This window comes from Nonomuraea sp. NPDC003201 (assembly GCF_053590415.1).
Map to the genome: position 1 here is coordinate 1 of NZ_JBSFTC010000101.1, position 16,024 is coordinate 16,024.

The 16,024-nt window shown below is 72.5% G+C and carries 14 protein-coding genes; 3 read left to right on the forward strand and 11 right to left on the reverse strand.

Annotation, left to right across the window (positions count from 1 at the left end; genetic code table 11):
- Together ACWDX9_RS29945 and ACWDX9_RS29950 are read right to left on the reverse strand one after the other, a co-directional pair.
- The coding region (locus ACWDX9_RS29945) for an FAD-dependent oxidoreductase (RefSeq protein ID WP_449959682.1) at positions 1 to 417 on the reverse strand (417 nt) is incomplete at its 3' end.
- Between the two features lie 16 nt (positions 418 to 433).
- On the reverse strand, positions 434 to 943 hold the full coding sequence (locus ACWDX9_RS29950; RefSeq protein WP_449959684.1) for a TetR/AcrR family transcriptional regulator: 510 nt from the start codon (positions 941 to 943) through the stop codon (positions 434 to 436).
- Positions 944 to 974: 31 nt separating this feature from the next.
- On the opposite strand from ACWDX9_RS29950, the gene ACWDX9_RS29955 reads away from it, so the two are divergent.
- Positions 975 to 2,567, forward strand: a complete 1,593-nt coding sequence (locus ACWDX9_RS29955; RefSeq protein ID WP_449959725.1) for an FAD-binding oxidoreductase — start codon at positions 975 to 977, stop codon at positions 2,565 to 2,567.
- A gap of 32 nt (positions 2,568 to 2,599) precedes the next feature.
- On the opposite strand, the gene ACWDX9_RS29960 is transcribed toward ACWDX9_RS29955, so the two are convergent.
- On the reverse strand, positions 2,600 to 3,019 hold the full coding sequence (locus ACWDX9_RS29960; RefSeq protein ID WP_449959686.1) for a hypothetical protein: 420 nt from the start codon (positions 3,017 to 3,019) through the stop codon (positions 2,600 to 2,602).
- Between the two features lie 425 nt (positions 3,020 to 3,444).
- Here ACWDX9_RS29960 and ACWDX9_RS29965 point away from each other — a divergent pair, with 425 nt between their 5' ends.
- On the forward strand, positions 3,445 to 4,638 hold the full coding sequence (locus ACWDX9_RS29965) for a metallophosphoesterase family protein (RefSeq protein ID WP_449959727.1): 1,194 nt from the start codon (positions 3,445 to 3,447) through the stop codon (positions 4,636 to 4,638).
- A 21-nt stretch (positions 4,639 to 4,659) separates the two neighbouring features.
- The gene (locus ACWDX9_RS29970) at positions 4,660 to 6,228 is read left to right on the forward strand and encodes a bifunctional 3'-5' exonuclease/DNA polymerase (RefSeq protein WP_449959688.1); all 1,569 of its coding nucleotides are present in this window, start codon (positions 4,660 to 4,662) and stop codon (positions 6,226 to 6,228) included.
- A gap of 16 nt (positions 6,229 to 6,244) precedes the next feature.
- On the opposite strand, the gene ACWDX9_RS29975 is transcribed toward ACWDX9_RS29970, so the two are convergent.
- The 8 genes from ACWDX9_RS29975 to ACWDX9_RS30010 form a co-directional block, all read right to left on the reverse strand.
- Positions 6,245 to 7,513, reverse strand: coding sequence for an MFS transporter (locus ACWDX9_RS29975; protein WP_449959689.1), 1,269 nt, complete (start codon positions 7,511 to 7,513; stop codon positions 6,245 to 6,247).
- Positions 7,514 to 7,560: 47 nt separating this feature from the next.
- Complete coding sequence (locus tag ACWDX9_RS29980; protein WP_449959690.1) at positions 7,561 to 8,376, reverse strand: MOSC domain-containing protein; 816 nt, start codon at positions 8,374 to 8,376, stop codon at positions 7,561 to 7,563.
- A complete protein-coding gene (locus ACWDX9_RS29985; RefSeq protein ID WP_449959691.1) occupies positions 8,373 to 9,557 on the reverse strand; it encodes a Cmx/CmrA family chloramphenicol efflux MFS transporter in 1,185 nt (394 codons plus the stop codon). Before ACWDX9_RS29985 ends, ACWDX9_RS29980 begins: the two co-directional genes overlap by 4 nt.
- A 51-nt stretch (positions 9,558 to 9,608) precedes the next feature.
- Positions 9,609 to 10,181 carry a TetR/AcrR family transcriptional regulator gene (locus tag ACWDX9_RS29990; protein WP_449959692.1) on the reverse strand — a complete coding sequence of 191 codons (573 nt, stop codon included), beginning with the start codon at positions 10,179 to 10,181 and terminating at the stop codon, positions 9,609 to 9,611.
- A gap of 41 nt (positions 10,182 to 10,222) precedes the next feature.
- The gene (locus ACWDX9_RS29995) at positions 10,223 to 12,259 is read right to left on the reverse strand and encodes a protein kinase domain-containing protein (RefSeq protein ID WP_449959693.1); all 2,037 of its coding nucleotides are present in this window, start codon (positions 12,257 to 12,259) and stop codon (positions 10,223 to 10,225) included.
- A gap of 121 nt (positions 12,260 to 12,380) precedes the next feature.
- Complete coding sequence (locus ACWDX9_RS30000; protein ID WP_449959695.1) at positions 12,381 to 13,757, reverse strand: DUF1116 domain-containing protein; 1,377 nt, start codon at positions 13,755 to 13,757, stop codon at positions 12,381 to 12,383.
- The gene (locus ACWDX9_RS30005; RefSeq protein ID WP_449959696.1) at positions 13,754 to 15,094 is read right to left on the reverse strand and encodes an FdrA family protein; all 1,341 of its coding nucleotides are present in this window, start codon (positions 15,092 to 15,094) and stop codon (positions 13,754 to 13,756) included. Before ACWDX9_RS30005 ends, ACWDX9_RS30000 begins: the two co-directional genes overlap by 4 nt.
- Entirely contained in the window at positions 15,091 to 15,945 is an 855-nt protein-coding gene (locus tag ACWDX9_RS30010) for a DUF2877 domain-containing protein (RefSeq protein WP_449959698.1), read from the reverse strand. Before ACWDX9_RS30010 ends, ACWDX9_RS30005 begins: the two co-directional genes overlap by 4 nt.
- Between the last annotated feature and the right edge of the window lie 79 nt (positions 15,946 to 16,024).

The following is a 16,024-nucleotide window of genomic DNA, read 5'->3' on the forward strand; positions in this document are numbered from 1 at the left end:
CGTGCGCGCGGCGGCCCGCAGGCCGTCGCCGAGCCGGTAGCCGCTCATCACGAGCGCCGCCTGCCGCCGCGAGACCGCCTTCGTCAGCGGCAGCAGGTACGGGTGGGCCGAGACCAGGTGCGGAGCCGTCGTGCGGAGCAGGATGCCGCGCTCGACCGCGCTCTCGTAGGCGACGTCCACCTGCCCCTTGGCCAGATAGCGCAGGCCGCCGTGGATCATCTTGGAACTCCACCTGGACGTCCCGAAAGCCAGGTCGTGCGCGTCGATCGCCGCTACGCTGAGCCCACGGGACGCGGCGTCCAGCGCGGCGCCGGCGCCGGTCGCGCCGAGCCCGACCACCAGCACGTCGAGCCGTTCCTCCGCGACGCGGCGCAGCTCACGGGATCTTCTGCGGGCGTTCAGCGAGCTGTTGTCCAAGGTGCCTCCATGCGAGCTATCCAAGATAGGCCTCCAGCAGGGCGGTGAGCTCGGCGTCGAGCTCGTCCATGGTCACCGGGCCGAGCATCGTGGGCGCCGACAGCAGGAACGACTGCGCCACCAGCAGCACCGCACGCGCCCTGCCCGGATCCCCGACGGCGCGCTCCAGCACCTCGAGTATCGCCTCGTGGCTGGCGCCGCGCCGGTCGAGCAGGTACGGCAGCAGCAGCTCCGGATCCGCTTCCACGATCTTCCGCCACAGCGGATGGGAGCGCAGCCCCCTGACCCCCTCGACGACCGCGCGCACCGGGTCCGCCAGGTCGAGCTCCTCGACCACCCGCACCCATTCCCTGGTCATCAGGTCCGCGACCAGCGTGCGCACGTCGGGCCAGCGGCGGTAGATCGTCATCCGCGACACCCCCGCCCGGCGCGCCACGTCGGTGAGCGTCGTCCTGCGCACGCCGTAGGCCAGCACGCAGTCGCGGGCCGCGTCCAGCACCCCATCGTTGTGACGAATCGACGTCATGTGTCACAGTGTAAACGTGACTGGAGAACCGATGCTGTGGTCCGGCTGGGGCGACCCGGCTCTCGCCCGCGAACTGCCCGAGCAGGTCCGCGCGCTCCTGCGCGACTTCCTCGGCGTCCGCGCCCCGGACGTCCCCGCCGTCGGCCTCGAATCGGTGCGCCTGCCGCCCGTCGCCCTGCCCGAGCCGCTGCTCGGCGCGCTGGCCGGGGTGGTCGGCTCCGCGTACGTGCTGACCTCGCACGAGGCCCGCGTCCGCCACACGCGCGGCAAGTCCACCCCCGACCTGCTGCGGATGCGTGCGGGGGACGGCTCGGCCGCGCCCGACGCGGTGGTGCTGCCCGGCTCGCACGAGGAGGTGGCCGAGCTGCTGCGGTTGTGCTCCGCCGAACGCGTCGCCGTGATCCCCTTCGGCGGCGGCACCTCCGTGGTGGGCGGCCTCACCGCCTCCGGCTCGGGCTTCACGGGGGTGATCGCCCTCGACCTGGGCCGGCTCGACCGCCTGCTCTCCGTGGACCTGGAGTCCCTCGTGGCCTCCTTCGAGCCCGGCGTACGCGCCCCCGAGGCCGAACGGCTGCTCGCCGCGCACGGCCTCACGCTGGGCCACTTCCCCCAGTCCTTCGAGTACGCCACCCTCGGCGGCTTCGCGGCGGCCCGCTCCAGCGGCCAGGCCTCCGCGGGCTACGGGCGCTTCGACGACATGGTCGTGGGCCTCACGGTGGCCACGCCCACCGGCACCCTGGACCTCGGGCGCGCCCCCAAGTCGGCGGCCGGGCCCGATCTGCGCCAGCTCGTGCTGGGCTCCGAGGGCGCCTTCGGGGTCATCACGTCCCTGCGGCTGAGGGTGCGGCGGGCTCCTGACGAGCAGCGGTACGAGGGGTGGCGGTTCGGGACGTTCGCGGAGGGGACGGCGGCGGTGCGCGCACTCGCCCAGGAGGGGCCGCTCCCGACGGTGCTCCGGCTCTCGGACGAGACCGAGACCATGATCGGCCTGGCGAAGCCGGACGCCATCGGCTCGGGCGGCTCGGGCTGCCTCCTGATCGCCGGCTACGAGAGCACCCCCGCCTCGGTTTCCGGATGGGGCTCGGCGGCCGCCCGGCAGGCCGGGGCCGCCGCCGTGCTGACCCGGATGGGAGGCGAGCCGCTGGGCGCCGAGCCGGGGGAGGCGTGGGAGCACGGGCGCTTCTCCGCGCCGTACCTCCGCGACTCGCTGCTCGGGGCCGGAGCCACCGTCGAGACCCTGGAGACGGCCGGGTTCTGGGCCAACCTGCCACGGCTCTACGACGCGGTGCGGCTTGCCCTGGCGGGCGCGTTCGGCTCGCCGCTCGTCATGTGCCACGTCTCCCACGTGTACGAGACCGGGGCCTCGCTGTACTTCACGGTCGTCGTCGCGCAGGAGGGGGACCCGGTGGGGCAGTGGGAGCACGCCAAGGAGGCGGTGAACGCGGCCATCGTGGCGGCCGGCGGCACGATCACCCACCACCACGGGGTCGGACGCGACCACCGGGACGCTTATGCGGCCGAGGTGGGGCCGGTGGGGGTGGGCATCCTGCAGGCGGTCAAGGACCGGCTCGACCCCGCCGGCATCCTCAACCCCGGCGCCCTCATCCCACCCCCGGCCGCGTAGCCCGACCCCCTGGCTCCGTTGGTTCGGATGGGTCAGGGTTCGTGCGGGGGGAGGATCTGGTCGGCTTCCGCGATCGCGGCGGCGGCTTCGCTGTAGCGGTGGAGGGACTCGAGGGTGGTGGCCAGGCAGTACAGTGCCACCGCCAGCGGGGCGCCGCCCGTCAGCCGGGTGAGCGCCACCGCCTCCTGCGCCAGGGGGAGCGCCTCCGCTGCCCGGTTCCGCTTGAGCAGGAGTTTCGCCTTGGCGAGCAGGCTGCGGGCCAGCAGGGCCGTGTGCGTGCCCGGAGCACGTGCGTCGAGGGCCCGGCTGCGCGCGACCGCGTCGCTGACCCGTTTGAGGGCCGCCCCGCTCCAGCGGGATGACCGGGTTTGCGCGTATGCCAGCAGACCCTCGATGGCCTCAACGTCGGAAGTGCCGCTCCGGGTCGTGTCGTCAGGGCCGTTACGGCTCATGGAGCACCCCCCTCGACGGTCCCTACCGCTTGCTTGGGGGGTTGAGGGTACACCATTGCGAACCTTCTGTGTTCCTTACGGTACGGAGCGTTCCGGGTGCGCGAATGGGTGATCGCGGTAAGTATGTGGTCATGGTGGAAGTCGCGGCCGAGCGGGGAAAGCAGCTTTCCTCAAGGGTGTCAGAGGAGGGAGCAGGATGGGCCTGCACACAAACGGGGACGTTCGCGCAGCTCAGACCTAACGATCACGGGTTTACCTGGCTGAATTTGGTGACGCTGTGGAGATCGCGTAACGACATCCTCGCGGGGTTGTTCGGGGATCCGTCGGGAGAGGTTCGGGCGCGATGGGTGGCGGCTCAGGAAGCGCGGGGGATTGATCCGGCATTTCGTATAAAACCGCCGGTCGGGGGAAATTTCAGTTTCCTCCTGCTCGGTGATACAGGCGAGGGAGACGCATCCCAGTACGCCGTTGTTCCGGGGATGTTGAAAGTGGGGGAAGACACGTCGTTCGCCGTCATTGCGAGCGATGTGATCTATCCGACGGGATCGGGAAACGAGTACGGGGACAAGTTCTTCCGTCCGTACAAGGACTATGACGCCCCGATCTACGCCGTCCCCGGAAACCACGACTGGTACGACGGGCTCGGCGGTTTCATGCGGGTCTTCTGTGACGCGCCGGCGCTCAAGCCGAAGCCGGACCGCTGGCTGCGCGGCCTGCTGTGGCGCAAGCCGGAGGCCATCGACGAAGAAGGGCTGGCGCAGGCGCGGGAGCTCAGGGGCAAGCCGTCCCAGCAAGTGACGCAGCCGGGGCCGTACTGGGTGATCGAGAGCGACAGCCTGCTGATCGTCGGCGTCGACACCGGCATCAAGAACATCATCGACAAGGGGCAGACCGCGTGGCTGCGGCGCGTCTCGCGCGATCCGCGGCCGAAGATCCTCGTCACGGGCAAGCCCATCTACACCGGGAACGTCTACAAGCCCTCACCGCTGGAGGAAGGCGGCACGATCGACGACATCGTGCGCGACCCGGCGAACCATTACGTCGCGGCCATCGGCGGAGACGTGCACAACTACCAGCGCTACCCGGTCAAAGTGGGCGACCGGGTGATCCAGTACATCGTGTCCGGCGGCGGCGGCGCCTTCATGCACGCCACGCACACGATCCAGCGGGTCGACGTCAAGGGCGTGCACGAGGACGACTTCAGGTGCTACCCGCTGCGCGGCGACTCCCTGTCCTTCTACAGCCAGCTGTACGCGCACCGCCTGCGGATGAAGTGGATGTACCTCACACCCTCCGAGGCCCTGTGCGTCATGTCGGACCAGATCAAGAACGAGCCGGTCCGGACCCCCCAGGGCCCGGTCACGATCACCCGCAGGATGCGGTGGGCGGCGCGGCTGCTCGGGGCATGGCCGTGGCCGCTCAGGCTGCCGGTGGACAAGGTGTTCCACCGCTACCTGTCGGAGCTGTCCGACTGGGACACGCCGCCGTTCTTCAAGCAGTTCCTGCACCTGTCGGTCACCCCCGAGGAGTTGACCGTGCGGTGCTTCGCCGCCACGGGGTGCCGGGCCCAGGAGGTCGATCCGCCGATGGAGGACGAGGTGCGCATCGCTTTGTCGTAGCCGTTTGGCACTCTTGACCACGTGCATGTCGTGGTCGCCGGAGAGACGCTGCTGCCCGTGGGCGGCTCGGCTCGGCGTCCCGCCGACCTGGCGGGGGCCGTACGCGAGCTGGAGGACGCCGAGCGCCCGCGGTGGGTGTGGGCCGACGCGCGGGAGGTCTATCCCGACCTGCTGAGCGCGGGCGCGCGGGTCTCGCGCTGCCACGACGTCGCGCTCACCGAGGGGCTGCTGCTCGCGTACGAGGGCCGCTACGGCGAGAGCCGCTCGGCCAGGGCCGCCCACGCCCGGCTGCACGGGCGGCCGGTGCCGGAGGAGCAGCCGAGCGCGCCCGGCACGCTGTTCGCGCCCGAGCCGCTCGCGGCCGAGGCCGTGGCGGAGGTGCTGGCCGACCAGCTGCGCCGGATCGAGGCGCTGCCCGAGCCGGGCAGGTTCCGGCTGCTGGTGGCGGCCGAGTCGGCGGGGGCGCTCATCGCGGCCGAGATGTCGTACGACGGCATGCCCTGGCGGCGCGACGTGCACGACGAGCTGCTGACCGAGCTGCTCGGGCCGCGGCCCGTCCACGGCATGCGCCCGGCCAAGCTGCAGGCGCTGGCCGACGAGGTGACCGCGGCCCTCGGCCAGCCGGTCAACCCCGACTCGGTGCAGCAGCTCGTCAAGGCGTTCAAGGGGGCGGGGGTGGCGTTGAAGACCACCCGCTCGTGGGAGCTCAAGCAGATCGACCACCCCGCCGTGAAGCCGCTGCTGGCCTACAAGGAGCTGGCCCGGCTGTACAGCTTCCACGGGTGGGTGTGGGCCGACCAGTGGGTGCGGGGCGGGCGTTTCCGGCCCGAGTACGTGGTGGGCGGCGTGGTGTCCGGGCGCTGGGCCACCAGCGGCGGCGGGGCGCTGCAGATCCCCAAGGTGATGCGCCGGGTGGTGGTGGCCGACGAGGGGTGGGTGCTGGTCGTCGCCGACGCCGCCCAGCTGGAGCCGCGGGTGCTGGCCGCGATGGCCGGCGACGTGGGGCTGGCCAGGGCCGCCGGGGAGATCGACCTGTACTCGGCGCTGGCGCAGTCGTTCGGCGGCGAGCGTGACAACGCCAAGATCGCGATGCTGTCCGCCATGTACGGCGGCACCAGCGGTGACGCGCCCAAGCTGCTGGCGGTGATGCGGCAGCGCTTCCCCAGGGCCTACCAGTTCGTGGAGGACGCGGCCAAGGACGGGGAGGAGGGGCGGCTCGTGCGCTCCTGGCTCGGGCGCACCAGCCCGCCGCCCTCGCCGCGGTGGAAGGAGCTGGTGTCGGGGCCCGAGGGCACGCGGGCGGCCCGGGACCGGGGGCGGTTCACGCGCAACTTCGTGGTGCAGGCCACGGCGGCCGAGTGGGCGCTGGCGCTGATGGCGGTGCTGCGCGGGTTGCTGCCGGAGCCGGCGCGGCTGGTGTTCTTCCAGCACGACGAGGTGATGGTGCACTGCCCGGCGGAGCAGGCGGAGGAGGTGATCGCCGCGGTGTCGTCGGCCGCGGTCGAGGCCACCCGGCTGCTGTTCGGGGCGACGCCGGTGCGCTTTCCCATGGAGGCGGTGGCGGTGTCGTCCTACGCCGACGCGAAGTGACGGTCGCGTCGAGTGCCTAAGAGCGGTCGGCGCGCCAGGTGATGGTCAGCCAGATGCCCGCGAGCGCCACCATGATGCCCACGACCAGGCCGAGCACGCCGTAGCCGAGCATCCCCACGATGGCGCCCGCGATGATCGTGCCCGTGGCGCCGCAGACGTTCATCAGCAGGTCCGAGAGCCCCTGGACGGCGGGGCGGCCTTCGAGCGGGACGGACTCCGTGACCAGGGCGGAGCCCGCCACCAGGCCGCACGACCAGCCGAGGCCGAGCAGCACCAGCGCGGCCGTCACCTGCCAGACCGCATGCCCGGCCGTGCCGGCGAGCGTGGCGGCGCTCAGCAGCAGGGCCATGCCGAGCACGAGCACCGGCACCTTGCCCGCCTTGTCGGCCAGCCAGCCCACCACCGGCGACAGCACGTACATGCCCGCGATGTGCAGGCTGATCACGAGGCCGATGACGTCCAGGTTCGAGCCGTCGTGGTGGAGTTTGACCGGGGTCATGGACATGACGGACACCATCGCCGTGTGGCTCACCGCGATCATGACGAGGGCGCGGCGGGCCGTCGGGGTGGTGCGGAGGGTCTGCCAGGCGGTGCGGATCGTCCCCTTGGGACCGCGGCCGGCGTCCGGGCCGTCGTTCAGGGAGCGGGCCAGCGTGAGCGGGTCGGGGCGCAGCAGGCAGAAGATCAGGGCCAGCGCCACCGCGAACGCCAGCGCCGCGAACACGAACGGCCCCGCCTTCTCCACCAGCCCCAGCCGCATGCCGATCTGGTCGGTGGGCCTGGCCAGGTTCGGGCCGGCCACGGAGCCGATCGTGGAGGCCCAGACGACCAGTGACAGGTGCCTGGCCGAGCGGCCCTTGGGCGACAGGTCCGTGGCCGAGTAACGCGCGGCCAGGCTGCCCGCGCTCCCGCCGCCCACGAGCACCAGGCCCGCCAGCAGCAGCGGCCACGTACGCAGGCTGATCGCGAGCGCCGAGATCAGGCAGCCCGCCAGCGCCGCCGCGTACGCCAGCGACAGGCCCGCCCGGCGGCCGCCGCTGCCCGACGCCTTGGCCGTGGGCAGGGCCAGCAGCGCCGCGCCGAGCACGGTCGCGGTGCCCGCGAAGCCGCTGATCACCGTGGAGCCCGAGAGCTCGTCCACGACCACCGAGCTCAGCGCGAGCCCGACGGCGACCCCCACCCCGCTCACGATCTGCGTCGCGGACAGGACGGTCAGGGTGCGGCGCTGGACGCCGCGAATTCGGTCAGAGGACGAGACAGTGGGCGTTGTGGGGGCACTGGTCACTCGTGAAGTCTCGCATAGCCCCTGACATCACCCCAAAGGGCGATATTTCAGTGAATGGTGACTGAATCTCCCTGGGCGATGCGTCCGGGCATGTCCGGGATCAGGTTGATGCCGAACCACACCTTGCCGTCCCACCTGCGATGCCGCGAAAGCGTCCTGATGGGCTCCTTGCCCTTCGTGTACGTGGACGTGTCGATCGTGGTCAGCACGCACCGGTCGCACCGCTTGCTCACCCGGAAGTCGACCGCGCCGATGCGCACCCGCTTCCACTCGTCCTCCGCGAACGGCGTGCCGACGCCGTCGATCACCACGTTCGGCCGGAACCGGTGCATGGGCAGCGGCTCCGGCGCCTCCTCGCCGCGCTCCAGCGCGGTCTCCACGATCCAGTCGTTGAGCAGGGCGAGCGAGGCGCTGGACGTGAGCAGCAGCGGATAGCCGTCGGCCAGGCTCACCCGGTCGTCCGGCCGCCCGTACTCCGGATTGACCGGCCGGCGGGTCGGGTCGTCGAGCCACTTGAGCCGGACGGGCCGGCCCACCAGCCCGGACAGCCAGTCCGCCGCGTCGTCGCCGCAGTCGGTGAGCTCCACGGGGGTGCGGCCCACGCTGACCGTGGACATGACGGCGGTCGGCGTGACCCGCAGCGGGGCGGCGTGCGGGCCGGTCAGCGTGAGCGAGCCGCCGTCGACCCGGGCCACGCAGGCCAGCAGGCGGGGCTCCTGACGGGCCGTCAGGAGCTCGCCGTGCTCGTCGGTGATCAGGTAGCGGCGGTCGTCGGCGAGCCCCCACGGCTGCACTTCAGCCTCGTGGACCTGGTGGCCCGCGGTGGACTTGACGGGGTAAAAGTGGATGCTCGCCAGCTTCATACGGCCGAAGGTACCCCACCGCGTTCCGGCGCCGGCGAGCGGTGCAGAGCGCCCGCCACGGCCACGGTGGCCAGGGCGAGCACGCCGATCGCGGCCCCGATCCAGGCGACGGACGGGTAGCCGAGGCCCGCGCCGATGGCCAGCCCGCCGAGCCAGGGGCCGACGGTGATGCCGACGTTGAAGGAGGAGACGTTCACCGCGGCGGCCAGGGTGGGGGCGTCCTTGGCCAGGGAGAAGACGCGGGTGTTCAGGGCGGGGTTCATGCCGAAGCCGAACGCGCCGAGCAGGAAGATCAGCGCGATGGCCGCCACGGGGACGGACGCGGTCAGGGCCAGCGCCACCGAGCAGACGATCAGGCCGGAGACGCCGAGGTAGAGGGACGGGAACGGCCGCGCGTCGGCGGTCCGGCCGCCGATGGTGATCCCGATCAGCGAGCCGACGCCGTAGAGCGCCAGGACCGCGGGCACCCAGGCGGGCGCCAGGCCCGTGGTGTCGACCAGCAGCACGCTCAGGTAGCTGAAGGAGGCCAGCAGGGCTCCCGTGGTCAGCGCGGTCGTGCCGTACGCGAGCCAGAGCCTGGGGTTGATCATGGAGCGCAGCTCGTCGGAGACGCGCGGGGTCGCGCCGGCCTCCGGGCGGCCGCCCGGGATGGTGCCGAGCACGCCCGCTCCGGCCAGCGCCGACAACACCGCGACCGCCCAGAACGCGGCCCGCCAGCCGAGGTGCTGGCCGATGACCGTGCCCAGGGACAGCCCGACGATGGTGGCGACCGTCAGGCCGCCGGCGAGCACGCTCATCGCCTTGCCGCGGGCGTTGGCGGGCACCAGGCCGACCGCCGTGCTCGCCGCCACGGCCCAGAAGCCCGCGTACACGAACGCGCCCACGACGCGGGTGGCGAACACCACGGTGTAGCTCGACGTCAGCGCGCCCGCGACGTGCGACAGGACGAAGACCGCCATGAACGTCAGCAGCGCGGTACGCCGTGGCCAGCGCAGCGTGAGGACGGCCAGCACCGGCGCCCCCACCAGCATCCCCATGGCGAACGCCGAGATCAGCAGCCCCGCCTCGGGCACGGACACCCGCAGGTCGGCGGCCATCTCCGGGATCAGCCCGGCCAGCATGAGCTCCGAAGTGCCCTGAGCGAAGATCGAAAGCCCCAATATGTAGATGGCCAAGGGCATGGTGGTTCTCCTTTTTGGATTGGTCGGTTCAAAATGAGGGCGTAAAAAAGATCAGAAAACGCCCAGGGCGGTTTTCGCGATCGACTCGAGCCCGTCCCGGTCCGTCCCGCCCCGCGCGGCCACGCGCAGGCCGCTGACGGTGGCGAAGACGAAGTGCGCCAGCGCGAGCGGGTCCCTGTCCGGGGCGATCTCGCCCCGCGAGCGGCCGGTCTCGATGGCGGCCCGGACCATCTCCCGGCGTCTGTCGTTGTCGCGCCGCAGCAGCTCGGCGATCTCCGGGTCGTGCGGGGCCAGCTCGGTCATCGAGTTGACCACCAGGCAGCCGGGCGGCTCGCCGGGCTCGGGGTCGACGGCCCACCACAGGACGGTCCTGATCTTCTCCTTGAGCGGCAGGTCGGCGTCCAGCGTCTCGGCGAGCGTGGCGTTGTGCTGGTCCATGTAGCGGGTCAGGGCCTTCACGAACAGGTCGTGCTTGCTGGCGAAGGTGTTGTAGATGCTGCTGCGCCCGAGCCCGGTGGCCGCGCACAGGTCCGCCGTCGAGGTGGCCTCGAAGCCCGCGGACCAGAACGCGCGCATCGCGGCCTCGACGGCGCGTTCCTCCTCGAACTTCCTCGGTCGCCCCATATGCCGAACATTACCCGTTTTGGAATGAGCGGTGCAATACGTCAGCCATCCCGCCGGAACGTGTCCAGGAACACCTTGCGGGTCTCCGCCTGGTCGTCCCACTTGAGCTCGGGCAGGTCGAAGGTGATCTTGTACGCGGTGATGTCGTCGATCGTGACGTACCGGGTGAGCGCGTGCATGGGGACGTCGCTGGCCGTGGTGTAGGTGTACTCCCAGTCGGCGGCCTGCCAGCCGCGGTAGTCGACGGCCTGGAGCTGCACCTGGATGTAGCCCTCCACGCCGCCCTTGGCCTCCTGGCGGCCCAGCTCGGACAGCCCTCCGTCGGTCTGCGGGCTCACCTTCTGCACCATGATCCGCATGCCGGAGTCCTTCGGCCCGCTGAACGTGGTCACCCCGCCCGACGTCGCCGGCTTCCAGTTCGCGGGCACGGCGGCGGCGAACCCGGCCGTGCCGTGCTCGGTGTAGCCCGACGGTATCGCCGAGGGCTCGGCGTTCCCTGGTTTGGCGGGTGAGGACGTCGCGGCCTGCGACGTGGCCGTCTGCGGGGACGGCGACCCGCCCGGCATGAGGAGCATGACGGCGCCGACGGCGGCGGCCACCGCCACGATCGCGCTGATGATCGTGAGCGGCGTCGGCCGCCCGCGGCGCACCCATATCCCGTCGTCCTCGTCGGGCCTGCGCCGGCTCTTGCCGGTGCGCGGCGCCGTGCTGGGCAGCGTGGCCAGGCGGTTGTGGCCGAGGTCGCGGGACAGGTCGCGCGACTGCTCGCGCAGGTCCTCGGCGGAGGCCAGCGGCCACGGCGTGGCGGCGGACGACGTACGGCTGTCCGTGGTCAGCGGCAGGATCGGCGCCGGCTGCGGGCCGGACTCGTCGCCGCGGCCCCTGGGGGGCCGGTGCGGACCCGAGGGCATGCCGAAAGCGGGCTGGGCCCCCGAGGGATGGCCGAACTCGGGCGGCGGCGGCACCAGCTGGTCGGTCCGGTGGCTGCCGGAGGGGCTCGTCAGGCCGTCGAACGGCATCGAGTGACCACCGGACGGGCTGCTCATCGGGTCGTACGGCACGCGTATCGGCCCCGAGGGCGTCTCCACGATCCGCGACGGCATCGGCCCCGACGGGGAGTCCAGCAGCCCGGAGGCCGGCATGTCCCCCGGGGTGGACCCGGCGGTGGGCAGCGACTCGGCCGGACGCGGACGGACGGAGCCGTGCGCGCGCAGCACCGCCTCCAGCATCTCGATGACCTGGTCGGAGGTCAGCCGCTGGGCCGGGTCCTTGCGCAGCAGGCCCTCGACCACCGGCATCAGCGAGCCGGCCCGCTGGGGCGCGATCGGCTCCTGCGTGAGCACCGCGCCGAGCACTGCCACCGGGTCGGGCCCCTCGTACGGCGGCCGCCCCTCGAGGGCGGCGTACAGCGTCGCGCCGAACGACCACAGGTCGGCCGCCTGCGTGATCGGCTGCCCGGACAGGCGCTCCGGCGGGATGTACGCGGGCGACCCCATGAGCAGCCCGGTCTGCGTGATCGCCACGTCGCCCTCGATGGCCGCGATGCCGAAGTCGGTCAGCACCACCCGGTCCTGGGTCAGCAGCACGTTGCCGGGCTTGATGTCGCGGTGCAGGATCCCCGCGGAGTGCGCGTGCCTGAGCGCGTCGAGCACCCGGATGCCGATCTCGGCCGCCTGCAGCACCGGCAGCGGCCCGCTCTGGCGTACGGCCTGCTCCAGGGACCACGCGCGGACCAGCTCCATCACGATCCACGGGCGGCCGTCCTCCTCGACCACGTCGTGGACGGTGACGATGCCGGGATGCGTCAGCCGCGCGGCCGACCTGGCCTCGCGCAGCACGCGCCGGTGGGCCCCCTGCATGCCCGAGTGGTCGAGCCCGTAAGGGAGGATCAGCTCCTTGACCGCCACGTCCCGGTCGAGCAGGACGTCGTGGGCGTGCCACACCATGCCCATGCCGCCCCTGCCGACAGGTGACATGAGCCGGTAACGCCGGCCGATCAGACGGCCCTGGCTCTGCGGGGCGCCGCTCGGGGCGCCCCCTTCCGCGCCGGGGCCGCTGAGCAAGCGGTCGGCTGCCATGATCCCGCCCCCATCCCGCGCTGCGAGCAATTTAAAGTGGTTCGTTACGATATCGGCGGGGCATGCGCAAGGGAAGCTGGAGCATCCTTACAAAAGCTTTGACCTGGGGAAATATCGCCATTCAGATGGCTTGTTCCGCCAATGCGATCAATGCAGTAGTGAATGCCTCTACAGGGGGTTTGACCAGGCCTGCTCCTACTTGACCGGTTCCCGCGACGCGGCCCGCGATGCCGGTGTTGACCACGGGCAGCAGGCCCGTTCTCGCGACGAGGGTTACATCGATGCCGACCGGCGTGCCGCGGAAGCCGAGCCCCGGAATCTGGTACCCCGGGTGCTCGGCGAGCGTGATCTCGTACATGGAACGGGTGGCCCGCACCGCGTCGGCCACCTCGCCGCCCACGAACCGCACGATGGCCGGCGCAGCCGCCATCGCGAATCCGCCCAGCCCCGAGGTCTCCGTGATCGTGGAGTCGCCGATGTCGGGGTTCGCGTCGTCCGGCCCGTACGAGCCGAGATAGAGCCCGTCGGGCACACCGGCCGGCCCCGTGAACCACCGCCCGCCCAGCCCCGAGACCTGGACGCCGAAGTCGGTGCCGTTCCTGGCCATGGCGACGACCATGGACGAGCCGGGCACGTCGCGGGCCGCGTCCGTGCTGACCTTGGCGGCGGCCATGCCGGCGTTCAGGAAGAAGTGGTCGTTGCCGTTGATGAAGCGCAGCACCTCCGCCGCCGCGCCCGGGGCGGCCTCGACCACCGCCGGGGCCAGCTCGCGCAGCAGGAGCGAGGTGGCGGCGCGGTTGCGGTTGTGCAGCTCGTCGCCCATCTGCAGGGCCTGCGCCATCAGCGAGCGCAGGTCGATCGGCCCCGTGCGCTCCAGCGTCGCCGCCAGGGCGGGGCCGAGCACCGCGTCCATCCAGCGCAGCCGCTCCAGCACCTCGGGCCCGTAGGCGCCGTAGCGGAGCACCTTGCCCAGGCCCTCGTTCAGCGAGCAGTACGCGGTGCCGCCGTGCTCGTCGTCGCGAACCTCGAACAGCCACATGGACGGGCTCACCACGCCCGCCATCGGGCCCACGGTGGCGTGCTCGTGGCACGGGCTCAGCGCGATCTCGCCCGCCGCCAGCCTGCGCCCGGCCTCGTGCTCGTCGCCAGCCAGGCCCTCCAGCAGCATCGCGCCGATCAGCGCGCCGCGCATCGGGCCCGACGCGCGCTCCCACGTGATGGGCGGGCCCGCGTGCAAGAACGTTCCCGCCGCCAGCACCTTCGAGGCCCGGCGCACCCCCACCAGGTGCGGGCGGGCTGAGGTCAGCCTGCTCACGGCCAGCTCGTTCGCGGCCTGCCTGCGCGGGTCGGCGAGCACCGCGGCCAGGGCCTCGGCGGTGCCGGGCAGCGGCGGGCGCCAGGACACCGGCGTCGTCTCGACGGCCTGCGTCCTGAGCGCCTCGTCGAGCAGGCCCGCGCCCACCGTGATGACGCGGGACGGGACGGACAGCGGGCTCATAGAAGGCTCCTGGCGTGCCGGGCGGCCTGGGCGTTGGAGGTGAAGACGGCCGCGCCCGCCTCCCGGAAGGCGGCGGCCTGGCGGTGCAGGTCCTGGGGGTCGCCTTCGGTGCCGATGAGCGCGATCACGACGGTGGCGGGGGTGCGGGCGACGGCGTGCGCGAGCGAGGCGGCCGGGTCGGGGTCGGCGCCGTGGCCGAGCACGACGTCCATGAGCACCAGGTCCGTCTCCTGGGCGCGGGCCAAGGCCTCGACGCGCAGGGTCGGGTCGATCATGGGATGCGCCCGGCCCCTGGTGTAGGCGTCGTCCCCGTAGTCGACGAACTCGCCCTTGCCCGCCACCAGCGCGGCCTCGGTGCTGAGCGTCCCCCCGGAATAGACGCCTTTGATGGCCTTGATCCGGCTCTGCTTGCCCGACCACGCGGGCCAGGAGGGCCACTCGGGCACCGGCCGGCCGAGCGCGCGCAGGACCCGCTCGGTCGCCTCCGTCAGGTCGGACTCGGGGAGCAGCGCGGGAACCACCGGCGTGCGCAGGCGTCCCACGGCCTCCCGTACGGTCGCCGCCACCCCGGGGGACGGCGGCTTGGAGATCAGCACGATCAGCTCGGTGGCCGGGTCCTCGTCCAGCATGCGCAGGGCCCGCAGCGTGGACAGGCCGCCCACCTCGGCGGACAGGTCCCTGCCGCCCACGCCGAGCACGTGGCTGACGCCGGTGCCGGCCCAGTCGAGCAGGGACGTCACCTGCTGGGCCCCGGTGCCGGACGCGGCCACCACGCCGACGGGGCCGGGGGTGAGGACGTTCGCGAAGCCCAGGCCGACGCCGCCGATCACGGCGGTGCCGCAGTCGGGGCCCATCACGAGGACGTCCGCGGCCTCCGCGAGCTCCTTGAGGCGCCGTTCCTGGGCCACGGGGACGCCGTCGCTGAAGATCATGACGGGGAGCCCGGCCTGGACGGCGTCCAGCGCCTCGGCGAAGGCGTGCTCGCCCGGGGTGGAGACCAGCACCAGGTCGGCCGGGGTGCCGGTGGCCGAGCGGGTGGTCAGCGGGGGCTGGTCAGCCGTGGTCGACTCCGGGCGGTCGAAGCTCGCGAGCTGCCGGTCGGCCTCCTCGACGGCCGCGGCGGCGTCGCGGGCGCGTACGGCTATGAGGAGGTCGCCGGGGCCGGCCCGCGGGACGGTGAAGCCCAGGTCGCGGAGGACGGCGAGGTTCAGGTCGGTGGCCATGGCGACCATGGCGGCCTCCACGCCCGACATTTCGGTCAGCGCCCGACTTATGCGCATCAGGGAGATGGAGTCGACGTACGCGCCCTTCCGTACCAGCACCGTGTCGGCGCTCATCGCGGCCCGCTCAGCGAGAGGACGGCGGTCACGCCGATGGCGACGCCCTGGGCCAGATCGGAGCCCGAGGTGTGGCCGAGGCCGTGGAGGCGGTGCAGGGCCGGTTCGAAGGACTGCCCGCCCGTGATGCCGCGCAGCACCGCGGTCACCTCGGGGCTGCTCTCGCCCCTGGCCGCGCAGTGCAGGAGCGTGGCCGAAATGGGCGTCGTACGCGTCCTCGCGTCGAACGTGACGGTCGCCGCCAGCCAGTCGGCCAGCCAGACCGCCCGCTCCGCCCCGGCCGCCGCGCCCAGGTGCCGCAACGTCACCAGCAGGCCCGCCAGGACGTCGTCGCCGCTCGGCGTCAGGCCGGGCCCCAGGCCCATGAGCTGCTCGGCCGCCGTCACGGCCCCCAGCAGCCAGCCCTTCGCGCAGCTGTCGGCCAGCAGCTCGACGGCGCCGTTCCCGGCCAGCCCCGGTTGTGGCGGGTCGCCGAAGCGGGCGGCGGCCTGTTCGAGCCGGGCCCGATCGATCCGGCCCAGCGGCGGGGCAGGGTCCCACCAGCGGCGCACGCCCAGGCTCAGCGGGCCCAGCTCGATAGTGCGGTCGCCTACCGAGGCTTCGTCACCCACCGTGACGCTCGGCAGCGCGCCGGCCAGCAGCACGGAGTTGGGCAACCGGATGGCCGCCCCCGTGATGACGGCGATCACCGAAGGCTCCAGGTCGGTCCTGACCTCGAGATAGACCCCCGCCGGGAACGCGGCGAGCACCCGCGCGGGGCGGCGCGGCGACTCCAGGACGGGGCGTACCGCCGTGCTGGCCGCGCCCGTGACGTGGATGCGGGTACGCCTCGCATGAGTACTTACGGTCACCGAACCTCCGATCCGACCTTGGACCTGACCGTAAAACGGCCGGGGAACCCTCCGTACGGGTAAATTTGCCAACAGTCAG